The organism is Micromonospora sp. NPDC093277 (assembly GCF_044765245.1).
GTDB lineage: Bacteria > Actinomycetota > Actinomycetes > Mycobacteriales > Micromonosporaceae > Micromonospora.
The window spans coordinates 480,302-492,975 of the sequence record NZ_JBIWJO010000002.1 but is presented as its reverse complement, the minus strand read 5'-3'; the positions used below and the strand labels follow the sequence as shown (position 1 = coordinate 492,975).

The 12,674-nt window shown below is 74.4% G+C and carries 13 protein-coding genes; 10 read left to right on the top strand and 3 right to left on the bottom strand.

The genetic code is table 11. From position 1 onward, the window contains the following. Positions 1-108 precede the first annotated feature (108 nt). The 3 genes from ACIRG9_RS06915 (at position 109) to ACIRG9_RS06905 (ending at position 1,799) form a co-directional block, all read left to right on the top strand. A complete protein-coding gene (locus tag ACIRG9_RS06915; protein ID WP_402851311.1) occupies positions 109-423 on the top strand; it encodes a hypothetical protein in 315 nt (104 codons plus the stop codon). Between the two features lie 276 nt (positions 424-699). Next, positions 700-1,146, top strand: coding sequence for a response regulator (locus ACIRG9_RS06910; RefSeq protein ID WP_402851308.1), 447 nt, complete (start codon positions 700-702; stop codon positions 1,144-1,146). 122 nt (positions 1,147-1,268) lie between these two features. Next, positions 1,269-1,799, top strand: a complete 531-nt coding sequence (locus ACIRG9_RS06905; RefSeq protein WP_402851305.1) for an ATPase — start codon at positions 1,269-1,271, stop codon at positions 1,797-1,799. Between the two features lie 8 nt (positions 1,800-1,807). Here ACIRG9_RS06905 and ACIRG9_RS06900 read toward each other — a convergent pair whose 3' ends face one another. Then, entirely contained in the window at positions 1,808-2,665 is an 858-nt protein-coding gene (locus ACIRG9_RS06900; RefSeq protein ID WP_402851302.1) for a hypothetical protein, read from the bottom strand. A gap of 333 nt (positions 2,666-2,998) precedes the next feature. Between ACIRG9_RS06900 and ACIRG9_RS06895 the strand changes: the two genes are divergently transcribed. After that, positions 2,999-3,949: an endonuclease/exonuclease/phosphatase family protein gene (locus tag ACIRG9_RS06895; RefSeq protein ID WP_402851299.1), complete on the top strand. Its 951-nt coding sequence runs from the start codon at positions 2,999-3,001 to the stop codon at positions 3,947-3,949. A 3-nt stretch (positions 3,950-3,952) separates the two neighbouring features. On the opposite strand, the gene ACIRG9_RS06890 is transcribed toward ACIRG9_RS06895, so the two are convergent. Both ACIRG9_RS06890 and ACIRG9_RS06885 read right to left on the bottom strand, forming a co-directional pair. Then, positions 3,953-4,381, bottom strand: coding sequence for an OsmC family protein (locus ACIRG9_RS06890; RefSeq protein ID WP_402851296.1), 429 nt, complete (start codon positions 4,379-4,381; stop codon positions 3,953-3,955). A 71-nt stretch (positions 4,382-4,452) separates the two neighbouring features. After that, positions 4,453-5,400, bottom strand: a complete 948-nt coding sequence (locus ACIRG9_RS06885; RefSeq protein WP_402851293.1) for a serine/threonine-protein kinase — start codon at positions 5,398-5,400, stop codon at positions 4,453-4,455. A 188-nt stretch (positions 5,401-5,588) separates the two neighbouring features. Between ACIRG9_RS06885 and ACIRG9_RS06880 the strand changes: the two genes are divergently transcribed. From ACIRG9_RS06880 to ACIRG9_RS06855, 6 genes are all read left to right on the top strand, one after another. After that, the gene (locus tag ACIRG9_RS06880; RefSeq protein WP_402851290.1) at positions 5,589-5,810 is read left to right on the top strand and encodes a hypothetical protein; all 222 of its coding nucleotides are present in this window, start codon (positions 5,589-5,591) and stop codon (positions 5,808-5,810) included. 96 nt (positions 5,811-5,906) lie between these two features. Then, the gene (locus ACIRG9_RS06875; RefSeq protein WP_402851900.1) at positions 5,907-6,647 is read left to right on the top strand and encodes a response regulator transcription factor; all 741 of its coding nucleotides are present in this window, start codon (positions 5,907-5,909) and stop codon (positions 6,645-6,647) included. Then, on the top strand, positions 6,625-8,115 hold the full coding sequence (locus tag ACIRG9_RS06870) for a sensor histidine kinase (protein ID WP_402851287.1): 1,491 nt from the start codon (positions 6,625-6,627) through the stop codon (positions 8,113-8,115). Before ACIRG9_RS06875 ends, ACIRG9_RS06870 begins: the two co-directional genes overlap by 23 nt. 45 nt (positions 8,116-8,160) lie before the next feature. Further along, positions 8,161-10,470 (top strand): ArnT family glycosyltransferase, encoded by a 2,310-nt coding sequence (locus ACIRG9_RS06865; protein ID WP_402851285.1) that lies wholly within the window; start codon positions 8,161-8,163, stop codon positions 10,468-10,470. Positions 10,471-10,472: 2 nt separating this feature from the next. Then, entirely contained in the window at positions 10,473-11,699 is a 1,227-nt protein-coding gene (locus ACIRG9_RS06860) for a glycosyltransferase (protein WP_402851282.1), read from the top strand. 179 nt (positions 11,700-11,878) lie between these two features. Beyond that, entirely contained in the window at positions 11,879-12,664 is a 786-nt protein-coding gene (locus ACIRG9_RS06855; protein WP_402851279.1) for a helix-turn-helix domain-containing protein, read from the top strand. The last annotated feature ends 10 nt before the right edge of the window (positions 12,665-12,674 follow it).

Genomic DNA, 12,674 nt, shown 5'->3' with positions numbered 1-12,674 from the left:
GGCGGCCGGCGAGCTTCACTCGCCCGGGGTGAGGAGCGCTCACCCGGCGGTGCTCCATGATCGGGGTGGACCGGAAGACTTCCGATGCACGCGGAAGGGAAGGTCGTCATGAAGAGGATCATTGAGATCGTCCCCGCCCGCCCCGGCTGGTACGCGCGGTGGCAGGTCACGCCGGAGGCCACCCGCTGTTACCCGGTGACGTTGTGGGCGCTGCTTGAGGAGGCCGACGGCACCGGCCGCGAGGTGGTCGGCGTCGACTGTGTCGGGCAGTGGCCCGGAGCGGACGACAACGAGGCCGGCGGCGACTTCGTCCGCTATCTCTTCCAGACGCCCGATTCCGGCGCGCCCGACGACGCCGAGTCACTCACCGTGACGGAGCTGCGCGAGTCGGGGCCGCGCCGGCAACCTGTTCCGGCCCGCTGAGCCATCCTCCCGGCCCCCGACCCCTGGTCCCAGGGTCGGGGGCCATCCCCTTGCCAGCTCCGGATCACCGTGGCCGGGTCGACCGGCCGGGCCGCTGACGTCGAGGTTCCGGTGGGGCGACCGGTCGGGTCGCCCGGGTGCTCCAGATGGCCGGACTGGCCGGGATCCTCGGTCACGAGGAGAACGCGATGGGCCGAACCGGCCCGTGATCGGCTAGATTTCCCCGCCAGCGGGTGACCGTCCGGTTCCCGGCGTCAAGACGGAAGCAGGTGTCCCATGGGTCCACGTACCCTGAGCCCCGTGCGCATCCTCGTGGTGGACGACGACCCGGGAGACGTCCTGATGATCGAGGAGGCGCTGGTCGACTCCGATGTCGAGAAGGTCGTCGACGTGGTCAACGACGGCGAGGAGGCGATGGAGTTCCTCCGGCGCGAGGGGCGGCACCGCGAGGCCCGGCGCCCCGACGTCATCCTGCTCGACCTGAACATGCCCCGGATGGACGGCCGGCAGGTGCTCGGCGCGGTCAAGCGGGACGACGACCTGCGGGCCATCCCGATCGTGGTGCTGACCACCTCCAACGCCGACACCGACATCCTCGGCAGCTACACGCTGCAGGCCAACGCGTACGTGACGAAGCCGATGGACCTGGACGACTTCAACGACGTGGTGCACCGCATCGACCAGTTCTTCGGCCGGGTGGCGGTGCTGCCGAAGCGGCCCTGAGCCGCCGATCGGGTCCCCTGCTCGGATGCTGAACATTTTTGGCGAACCGCCGCGGCCGGGGCCGCCACCCAGGAACATCGTCAGGTGGGGGAAGTGACACCAGCTGCCTGGGGGGCGACAGTATGAGGTTCTCCGTCGTTGACACCGGTTACGACCAGCGGCAGGTGGACTCCTGCCTGGATGAGCTGGGGATCCGGTTGGTCCGGCTCGCGGCGCGCGCGGAGAGCGTCGGCGGCGTCGACCGCGAGTGGGACGGGATCCGGCAGGAGGCGACGTATCTCTGCGACTTCCTGCGCCGGCGTACCGCGCCGGGGGACGACGCGGTGGTGCGGGCCGGTGCGGCCCTGGTCGAGCGGGAGGCCGCCGAGCTGCTGGCCCGGGCGCGCGGCGAACTGGAGGCGGCCCGCGAGGAGGCCCGCCAGGTCCGCGAGCAGGCGTACGCGGAGGCGCTGCGGGCGCGCCGCGACGTCGAGGCGGCGCTGCTGGCCCGCCGGCGGCGGGAGGCCCGGGTGGAGGAGATGCTCTCCGGGGCACGCACCGACACGGTGCCGGCGGACACCCCGACGGCGGCGGCGGGGGTGCCGGCGACCCGGGCGGCCGCCGGGGCTCCCGGTGACCCCGCGACCGGGCCGACCGAGTGGAGCGCTGCCTGAGCCTCGGCTCAGACCAGCGCGGCGACGACCGTGGTGGCGCGCTGCTCGTGCTGGGCGTACGCGTCGGGGAAGGCGGAGACCTGTACGGCCTGGGCCGCCTCGGTGAGGCTGAGGTTCACCCAGCCCGGCACCTCGGCGAGCGCCGAGAAGAAGGCGCGGGCCGCGTACGCCGGCTGCATCAGTTGGGCGACCGTGCCCCAGCCGCTGCTCGGCCGCTGCTGGAACAGCCCGACCGAGTCGTGGTCGGAGCCGCTGCCCTGGTTCGGATAGTTGTAGGACTCCGGCAGCACGTCGCTGGCCAGGTTGTACAGGTTGCTCTCCTGCATGGCCGTGGCGACGGCCACGACGAGCGCCCGGCGCGGCATCTGCATGGCGCGTCCGGTGTCGACGATCACCTTGGCGTTGTCCATCTGGAGCTGGTCCAGTCCGGCGACCGGGCTGGGGCGCGTCGGTCGGCTGGGTTTCTTCGGCGCCTTCTTGGTGGGCTTCGGGCTCGGGGTGGGCTTCGGGCTCGGGGTGGCCGTCGGGGGCGGGGTGGCCGGTACGGCCACCGCCGGTGGCGTGGTGCGGGCGAAATCGCGGGAGGCGCGCTGCTCGGTGGTGGCGCGGTCGGCGAGCGCTTCGCGGACCGGCTCGTGGCGCTGCCCGGTGTCCCAGGCGCCGGCGCCGGCGCCGCCGATCAGGCCGAGACCGCAGATCACACCGGCCGTGAGAGCGATCCGGGCGGGCGTCGACGTGAGCGGACCGCGGCGAGGCGGCGGGGTCCGATGTCGCCCGCTCCTCCGTTTGGCCGATGCGTGGTCGACCGGCTGGCCACAGACGCAGGTTACGGTCAGTTGCTGCTGCGAGAGGTGGTGGGGGTGCACCCGCTGAGGCTAGAGAGCTTTCCTGCGCTAGCCATCGGGGTGATTAGTGGCATGCGCCACAATTTGCCATGATCCACCCCTGTATTACGCTCAGTGAATCATGAACGCCGCGTCTTACGCTTTTCGGGTTTGTCGGTAATAGTGGGAAAGAATGGATAGATGCGGTCACATGATCCGCTTCCTGGCGACTCGACTCGGTATCCTCCGTTCGGCGGAGCGGCACCCTCGCCATCCGGCGCGCGCCTCCTCGGCTGAGCGGCCGGTACGCCGGCGTCCCCGAATGTGCCGGGATCCCGGCCACCGCGGGCATTCCGGCTCGATACGATGCGGACGGTGACGGAGCAGAGGGTCGATGAGCGGGCCGCCGGCGACCCGGCCGGTCGCCGGGACCGGCGGGGGCTGGTGGTCATCGTCGCCGCCGCCCTGCTGGCCGTGCTGTTCGTCGGCCACCGGGCGGTGCCCAACGTGCACGGCGTGGGCAGCCTGCTCGACAGCGCCACCCCGCTGCTCGGGCTGGGCGTACCCCTGCTCGGGCTCGCGGCGCTGCTGCGCCGCTCCCGGCGCGCGCTGCTGGCGGTGCTCGTCCCGGCGCTCGTCTGGCTCGCGCTCTACGGCCGCACCTGGCTGCCGCCGGCGGCCGCCGCCGGGCCGGCCTCGCTCCGGGTGGCCAGCCAGAACCTGCGCTCGGGGAACCCCGATCCGGCCGCAACGGTCGGCGCGCTCGCCGCCGCGGACCCGGACCTGATCGGGCTGCAGGAGGTCGACGACGACGACCGGATCGACGCCGCGCTGCGCCAGCGGTACCCGCACCGCGCCGCGGTGACGACGGTCGCGCTGTGGAGCCGGTGGCCGATCCGCGACTCCGTCGGCGTGGACACCGGACTGGGCTGGGACCGCGCGCTGCGCGCGGTGGTCGCGGCCCCGCAGGGCGACCTGGTGGTGTACGTGGTCCACCTGGGCTCCGCCCGCGCCGGGCACACGGCCACCCGGGACGAGACCCTCGCCGCGCTGGCCGCCACCGTGCGGGCCGACGACGCCTCCCGGCTGGTGGTGCTCGGCGACCTGAACACTGCCACCACCGACCGGGTGTTCGTACCGCTCACCCGACTGCTGCACGACGCGCAGGCCGACGCCGGGCAGGGATTCGGCTTCACCTGGCCGGCGGAGCTGCCGGTGGCCCGCCCCGACCACGTGCTCTACCGGGGGCTCACCCCCACCGCGGCGGGGGTGCTGCACACCCCGGACAGCGACCACCGGGCGGTGACCGCCGGCTTCCGCTGGTGACGGTCAGCGCCGCCCGTTCTCGGCGGGGGTGACGGTGAGCCGGTGCCGGCTGGCGTCGCCGCTGGAGAACGGCCAGAGCCGATCGGCGCAGGCGGCCAGGTCGGCCAGCTGCTCGCGGGTCAGCCCGGCGGAGGAGATCTCGGCGTGCACGTCGGCCCGGTACCGGCCGTCGCCGTCACGGCCGAGCTTCGCCTCCGCGGTCACCTCGACGGTGTGCGCCTCGTCGGTGATCTCGGCAGCCGCCTCCACCGCCGCGTGGTGCAGGCAGGACGCGAACGCCGCGGCCAGCAACTGCTCCGGCGTCAGGCCGGTGCAGTGTGGCGCCAGCGGGGACGCCAGGGCCGTGGAGAGCCCGCCGTCCTCGGTGCTTACGTGACCCCCCGCAGCGGTCGCCGTGGCCCTCTCAGGCAGCCAGGAACTCGGATTCGGCATCGCGTTCCTCCCGTCACTCACCCGCCCGGCTACCCGGCCCCCGCACCGCGAAACAGGCCGATCCTCCGGAGTCAGCGGGCCGCGCCGGTCGGCCCCGCGTCGGCGGCCATCGCCTCGGTCGCCTCACCGGCCGCCCGGTCGGTCCAGGAGGACACCGGCGCCGGGCGCCGCCGCGACCCCGCCACCAGCAGCGGCACGTACACCCGGGCGTCCACCACCTCGGCGAGCAGCAGCGCGGCCATCAGGCTGGTCGGCCGGGTGGCCGGCTGCTCGGCCAGGCAGCGCCGGCACAGGTCGGCGATCTCGGCCGGCAGGCCGGCGATCTCGGGCAGCGGCTCCGGCGGCCGACGGCGGCGCACGCCGAGCAACTGGGTGGTGCTGCCGGCGGCGTACGGAAGCCGGCCGCTCAGGCAGTAGTAGAGCAGCACGCCGAGGGCGTACATGTCGGCGGCGGGGGTGGCCGGCTGCCGGTCGAGCTGCTCCGGCGCGAGGTACGCCGGAGTGCCCACCACGATGCCCGCCGGGGTGTGGTCGGGGACGCCGGCCGGGGTGGCGATGCCGAAGTCGAGCACCTTCACCCCGGACGGGGCGAGGATCACGTTCGCCGGCTTCACGTCGCGATGCACGATGCCGTGCGCGTGTGCGGCGGAGAGCGCGGCGCTCACCTCGGCGCAGACCCGCGCGGCGATCCGCCAGTCCAGCGGACCGTCGCGCAGGTGCTCGGCGAGCGTCTCACCCTCGGCCAGCTCCATCACGATGTACGGCAGCTCCCGGCCGTCCTCCGCCGTCGCGGTGCCGAAGTCGTGCACACTGGCCACGTTCGGGTGCACGAGCTGGGCGGCGGAGCGGGCCTCCGCCCGGATCCGCTCCGGCGAGGTGTCCGCCCCGGCCAGCCCCGGTGAGATCAACTTCACCGCGACGGTCCGGTCCAGCACGAGGTCGTGCGCCTGCCACACCTCCGACATCCCGCCGACGCCGACGCGCCGTTCGAGGTCGTACCGCCCGGCCAGCGTCCGCATCGATCTCTCCTCGTCCGCCCCGCCCGTGGACCGTTCGCCCGGCCCCGCGAGATCGCGGTACCCCCGTCCCGACCAGCGCAAACCGCCGATGGTTTCCCGGCCGGGGGCGGTCTGCGCGGGGTAGCTTCCCCGCAGGGGCGTCGTGCCGTCGCGGGTCGGCGGGGAAGCGGAGGACCGGGGTGGCTCTGGTGCGCGTACGGTTCGTCGGGGGGCCCGCCGACGACCTGGTCCGGGACCTGCCGGCCGACCCGACCGGGGCGCCGCCGCCGCGGTGGATCATGCGCCACCCGGGCCGCCCCGCCCCCGGCGGCGGCGAGACCGACCACCTCTACGAACGGGACCGCCGCGACGGCTGCGGCATCTGGACCATGCGGTACGTGCGCACCGAACCGTTCGGCGCCACCGAGTGAGCCGGCCGGCCGGATCACCCTCCTGCCCGCACAGCTGGTACACAGGATCGGGACAGGCTCGGCACAGCGGACACGCCCACGATTGGGGACATGGTCATGGACGGGCAGGCCGCGCAGGGCCGGGTCGAGCTGCGGCGACCGGACGGCGAACCGGTGCGCGTGCTGGTGGTGGACGACGAGCCGACGCTGACCGACCTGCTCTCGATGGCCCTGCGCTACGAGGGCTGGCAGGTGGCCACCGCCGCCAACGGGATGGCCGCGATCAGCTCAGCCCGGCAGTTCAAGCCGGACGCGGTGGTGCTCGACGTCATGCTTCCCGACCTCGACGGGTTCCAGGTGCTGCGGCGGCTGCGCGAGGAGACTCCGACCGTGCCGGTGCTCTTCCTGACCGCCCGGGACGCGGTGGAGGAACGGATCGCCGGGCTCACCGTCGGCGGCGACGACTACGTCACCAAGCCGTTCAGTCTGGAGGAGGTGATCGCCCGGCTGCGCGCCCTGCTGCGCCGCTCCGGGTTCGCCGTCGCCACCCGCGAGGAGGCCGTGCTCACCGTCGGCGACCTCAGCCTCGACGAGGACAGCCACGAGGTACGCCGCGGCGACGACCTGATCACCCTCACCGCCACCGAGTTCGAGCTGCTGCGCTACCTGATGCGCAACCCGCGCCGGGTGCTGAGCAAGGCGCAGATCCTCGACCGGGTCTGGAACTACGACTTCGGCGGCCAGGCCAACGTGGTCGAGCTGTACATCTCGTACCTGCGCAAGAAGATCGACGCGGGCCGCGAGCCGATGATCCACACTTTGCGGGGCGCCGGGTATGTCCTCAAGCCCGCGGAGTGACCGGGCCGGGCGGCTGCGCCGCTGGCTGGCTGGCTGGTCGCTGCGCCGCCGCCTGGTGCTCTCCGTGGTGGCGCTGCTCGCCCTGGTCAGCGTCGGCATCGGCGGCCTCACGACGGTGGCGCTGCGGCACTTCCTGGTCGCCCGGATCGACAGCCAGCTCAGCGGCGACCTGCCCCGCTGGCAGCAGGACCGGCGATCCCCGTTCGACCTGCCACAGCGGCGCGACGAGAGCCATCCACCCTCGCTCCCGCCCGGCTTTCCCCCGGACTCCATCGCGGTGCGGATCGTCGGTGGCCAGGTCACGGCGTCGAGGCAGGGCGCCCAGGACCCGGTCATGGTGCCGGCCGCCGACGTGACCGCGCTGGCCCGCCTGCCCGTCGACGGCAAGCCGCACAGCGTCCAGGTCGACGACCTCGGCGCCTACCGCGCGGTGGCCCGCGGGGCGTCCGACGGTGACGTACTGATCTTCGCCATCCCGCTGGCCACCGTGGAGCAGACGGTCATGTGGATGGTGGTCGCCCAGGCGGGCGTGGTCACCGCCGGGTTGGTCATCGCCGGCAGCCTCGGCGCGCTGATCGTCCGGGTCACCCTGCGACCGCTGAACCGGGTCGCCGCCACCGCCGGCCGCGTCGCCGAGCTGCCGCTGGACCGCGGCGAGGTGGCGCTGTCGATCCGGGTGCCGGCGGCCGACACCGACCCGCGTACCGAGGTGGGGCAGGTCGGCGGCGCCCTCAACCGGATGCTCGGCCACGTCGCCGCCGCGCTCGCCGCCCGGCAGGCCAGCGAGACCCGGGTACGCCAGTTCGTCGCCGACGCGTCCCACGAGCTGCGCACCCCCCTGGCGGCCATCCGGGGGTACGCCGAGGTGGCCCGGCGGGGCCGGGACGAGGTCCCGCCGGACGTGGCACACGCGCTGCGCCGGGTGGAGTCGGAGAGCACCCGGATGACCAGCCTCGTCGACGACCTGCTGCTGCTGGCCCGGCTCGACTCCGGTCGGCCCCTCGCGGCCGACCCGGTCGACCTCACCGTCCTCGTCGTGAACGCGGTCAGCGACGCGCACGTGGCCGGCCCCGACCACCGCTGGGAGCTCGATCTGCCTGACGAGCCGGTCGGCGTCAGCGGCGACGGCCACCGGCTGCACCAGGTGGTGGCCAACCTGCTCGCCAACGCCCGGGTGCACACCCCACCGGGCACCACGGTCACCACCCGGCTCGCGTCGGTGGCCGGTGGTGTCGTGCTGAGCGTCACCGACGACGGCCCCGGCGTCCCGGCCGCACTCCAGCCGGAGGTCTTCGAGCGGTTCGCCCGTGGCGACAGCTCCCGGTCCCGTGCCCACGGCAGCACCGGCCTCGGCCTGGCCATCGTGGCCGCCGTGGTGGAGGCCCACCACGGACGGGTCGAGGTGTCCAGCCGTCCCGGCCGTACCGTCTTCACGGTGCTGCTGCCGGATTCCACAGCCGACGCATAGGTCGTTCACTGGCCCTGGCCAGCGGCCCGAAAGAGGCTGGCCGGCATGGACAGAACAGAGAGCCTGCCGGGCGTGCCCACGCCGGAGGCGACGACGACCGACCCGGACCCCGCCCCGGAACCGCTGCCGACGGCGGCGGCGGGTACGCCGTCCGAGCCGCCCCGCCGCGACCCCCGCTGGGTGCGACCGGCCCTGGCCGGACTGTTGCTGGCCACCGCCCTGCTCTACCTGTGGGGCCTGGGTGCCTCGGGCTGGGGCAACGCGTTCTACTCGGCGGCGGTGCAGGCCGGCTCGGAGAGCTGGAAGGCGTTCTTCTACGGCTCCTCCGACGCGGCCAACTCCATCACGGTCGACAAGACCCCCGCCGCGCTGTGGCTGATGGCGCTCTCCGTCCGGATCTTCGGGCTGAACAGCTGGGCGGTCCTGGTGCCGCAGGCGCTGCTCGGGGTGGCCTCGGTCGGCGTCCTGTACGCCGCCGTCCGCCGCTGGTACGGCCCGGGCGCCGGACTGGTGGCGGGCGTGGTGCTCGCGGTCACCCCGGTGGCCGCCCTGATGTTCCGGTTCAACAATCCCGACGCGCTGCTGGTGTTCCTGCTGATCGCCGCCGCGTACGCGACGACACGCGCGGTGGAGACGGCGAGCACCCGGTGGATCGTGCTGACCGGCACGCTGGTCGGCCTCGGCTTCCTCACCAAGATGCTCCAGGCGTTCCTGCTGATCCCGGTCTTCGCCGCGGTCTACCTGCTGGCCGCGCCGACCGGTCTCTGGCGGCGGATCCGGCAACTGCTGCTGTCCGGACTGGCGGTGCTGGTCTCCGCCGGCTGGTGGGTGGCGATCGTGGAACTGGTCCCGGCCGGCGCCCGCCCCTACATCGGCGGATCACAGCACAACAGCATCCTGGAGCTCACGCTCGGCTACAACGGCCTGGGCCGGATCACCGGCAACGAGGAGGGCAGCGTCGGCCCCGGCCGGATGGGTGGCGGTGGCGGTGGCGGTGGCCCGTTCTCGGGACAGACCGGACTGCTGCGGATGTTCGACAGCGAGGTCGGCGGTCAGATCTCCTGGCTGCTGCCGGCAGCGGTGCTCCTGCTGGTCGCCGGGTTGGTGCTGGCCGGGCGGGCGGCGCGTACCGACCGGACGAGGGCGGGGCTGCTGCTCTGGGGTGGTTGGCTGCTGGTCACCGGGCTGATCTTCAGCTTCATGTCCGGGATCTTCCACCCGTACTACACCGTGGCCCTGGCCCCGGCGGTCGGCGCGCTGGTCGGCATCGGCGCGACCCTGCTGTGGCGGGCGCGCACCGCCCCGGATCGGCGTCGGGCGTTGGCGGCCACCGTGACGCTCGCCGTCACCCTGACCGTGACCGCCTGGTGGTCCTGGCGGCTGCTCGGCCGCAGCGCCGACTGGTACCCGTGGCTGCGTACCGTCGTGCTGCTGGTCGGCCTGGCCGCCGCCGTGCTGCTGGTGGTCGTCGACCGGCTGCCCCGCCGGGTGGCGCCGCTGCTGCTGGTGCTCGGCGCGGCGGCGGCCCTCGCCGGCCCGGTCGCGTACTCGCTCCAGACCGCGTCGACCCCGCACACCGGAGCGATCCCCAGCGCCGGACCGTTCGTGGCGCGCGACTTTGGCCCGGGCCGCGGCGGTTTTCCCGGCGGCGGCCAGTTCCCCGGCTTCCGGGGCGGCGGCGCGCCCGGCGGCGAAGGTCCGGCCGGACAGCTCCCCGGTCTTCCCGGCCAGAGCGGTGGCACGGGCCAGTCGGGGCAGTTCCCGGGATTCCCGGGAGGTGGCGGTCCGAACGGTCAGTTCCCGGGCTCTCCCGGCGGCCAGGACGGCACCGGGCAGGACGGCGGCGTCGGGCAGGACGGCGGCGTCGGGCAGGACGGCGGCATCGGGCAGAACGGCGGCACCGGCCGGAACGGTCAGTTCCCCGGCTTTCCCGGTGGCCAGGGCCAGTTCGCCGGTGGCGGCCGGTCGGCGCGCGGTGGCGGCATGGGCGGGCTGCTCGACGCTCGCGAACCGAGCGCGGAGCTGAAGGCGCTGCTGACGGCCGACGCCGACCGGTACACCTGGGCCGCCGCGACCGTCGGCTCGAACAACGCCTCCGGCTACCAGCTCGCCACCGAACGGCCGGTGATGCCGGTGGGCGGCTTCAACGGCAGCGATCCGTCCCCGACCCTGGCCCAGTTCCAGCGGTATGTCGCCGACGGGCGGATCCACTACTTCATCGGCGGCGGCGGATTCCGCGCCAACGGCGGCAGCAACGCCGCCCAGGAGATCGCCACCTGGGTCGCCGACAACTTCACCGCCCGGACCGTCGACGGCGTAACCGTGTACGACCTGAGCAGCGGGAAGCAGGGCTGACCGTGACCTGGACGAGCGAACCCCGGGCCGGGGCGCAGGCCCCGGCGACGGCGACCGCCGTGCTGGATGTGGTGGTCCCGGTCTACAACGAGGAGACCGACCTCGGGCCGTGCGTCCGGCGGCTGCACGCCCACCTCACCGCGCACTTCCCGTACCCGTTCAGGATCACCGTGGCCGACAACGCCAGCGTCGACGGCACCCTCGCGGCGGCCGAGGCGCTCGCCGGAGAGCTGCCCGAGGTGAACGTGCTGCACCTCGACGCCAAGGGACGGGGCCGGGCGCTGCGGGCCGCCTGGTCCGCCTCTCCGGCGCCGGTGCTGGCGTACATGGACGTGGACCTCTCCACCGACCTCGCGGCGGTGCTGCCGCTGGTGGCGCCACTCATCTCCGGCCACTCGGACCTGGCCATCGGCACCCGGCTGGCGCGGACCAGCCGGGTGGTCCGGGGCACCAAGCGGGAGGTGATCTCGCGTGGCTACAACCTGCTGCTGCGCGGCACCCTCGCGGTCCGCTTCTCCGACGCGCAGTGCGGGTTCAAGGCCATCCGCGCCGACGTGGCCACCCGGCTGCTGCCGCTGGTCCAGGACACCGGCTGGTTCTTCGACACCGAGCTGCTGGTCCTGGCGCAGCGCGCCGGCCTGCGCATCCACGAGGTGCCGGTGGACTGGGTGGACGACCCGGACAGCCGGGTGGACATCGTGGCCACCGCCCTGGCCGACCTGCGCGGCATCGGGCGGCTCGGTCGGGCGCTGATCACCGGCGCGCTGCCCCTGGCGGAGCTGCGCGAACAGCTCGGGCGGGCGCCGCTGCACCCGCCGCTGGCGCAGGTGCCGGTCGGGCTGCCCCGGCAGGTCGCCCGGTTCGCCGCGGTCGGGGTGGCCAGCACCCTCGCGTACCTGGTGCTGTTCGTGCTGGCCCGGGGTCCGCTCGGGGCGCAGCCGGCGAACCTGTTGGCGCTGCTGGTCACGGCGGTGGCCAACACGGCCGCCAACCGGCGGCTGACCTTCGGCGTCACGGGCCGCCGCCACGCCGGCCGGCACCACCTCCAGGGGCTGCTCGCCTTCGCCCTCGGCCTGGCCCTGACCAGCGGCTCCCTGGCGCTCCTGCACGGCACCGCGCCCGCCCCGCCCCGGGCGCTGGAACTGGCCGTCCTCATCGCCGCGAACCTCGCCGCCACCGCCCTGCGCTTCCTCCTGCTCCGCCTGGCCATGCACCACCACCGCCCCTAACCTGTTCCCCCCGGTTCCCTCCCTCCCTCCCTCTCCACCTGCCCCGCTTTGCCCCGACGATCATGAGGTTGTCGTCGCGACACGCCGGGCGGCCGGCCGGCAACCTCATGATCAGCGGGGTCGGTGGGGGGTGGGGGGTGGGGTGGGTGGGTGGGGGTGGGGGGTGGCAGGGTGGGGTGATGTATCGGGAACGGGCGGCGGCGGGGGTTCGGGGGGCGGTGGTGTGGGAGAGCGTCGGCGATGGGGCGGCGACCCGGGTGCTGCCGGACGGGTGCCTCGACCTGCTCTGGTCCAGCCAGGCCGGGCTGCTGGTCGCCGGTCCTGATCGGACCGCCCAGCTCTCCGTCAGCTGCCTCGGCGAGCGGTGGGTCGGGCTGCGGCTGCCGCCAGGCACGGGTCCCGCCGTCTTCGGCGTCCCCGCCGACGAGTTGCGGGACCTACGTGTCCCGCTCGCCGACCTGTGGGGCCGCGCGGCCGCCGAGCTGGCCGACCGGGTTGACCGCTCCGGCACCGGCTCGCTCGCGCCGGGCACCGAGGAGGCGAGCGGGTGGGCGGCACCGGTGGCGCGGCGCGTGGTGGCGCCGGACTGGCCGGGCCGCGCGGAGGCGGTGGCCGCGGTGCTGGAGGCGGTCGCGGTGGCGCGGCTGCGCGACGCCGGCGGGCCCGACCCGCTCGGCGCGCGGGTCGCCGCCCGGCTGGCGGCCGGCGCCACCGTGGCCGCCACGGCCGCCGAGGTGGGCCTCGGCGCGCGGGCGCTGCACCGGCGCAGTCAGGCCCTCTTCGGGTACGGCCCGAAGACCCTCGCCCGCATCCTGCGGATGCGCCGGGCCCTCGACCTGGCCCACGCCGGCACCCCGTTGGCCGAGGTCGCCGCGCTGGCCGGGTACGCCGACCAGGCCCACCTGACCCGCGAGGTCAAACACCTGACCGGCGTCCCCCCGACCCACCTCACCCAGCGGCGTTGATCAAGGAGTT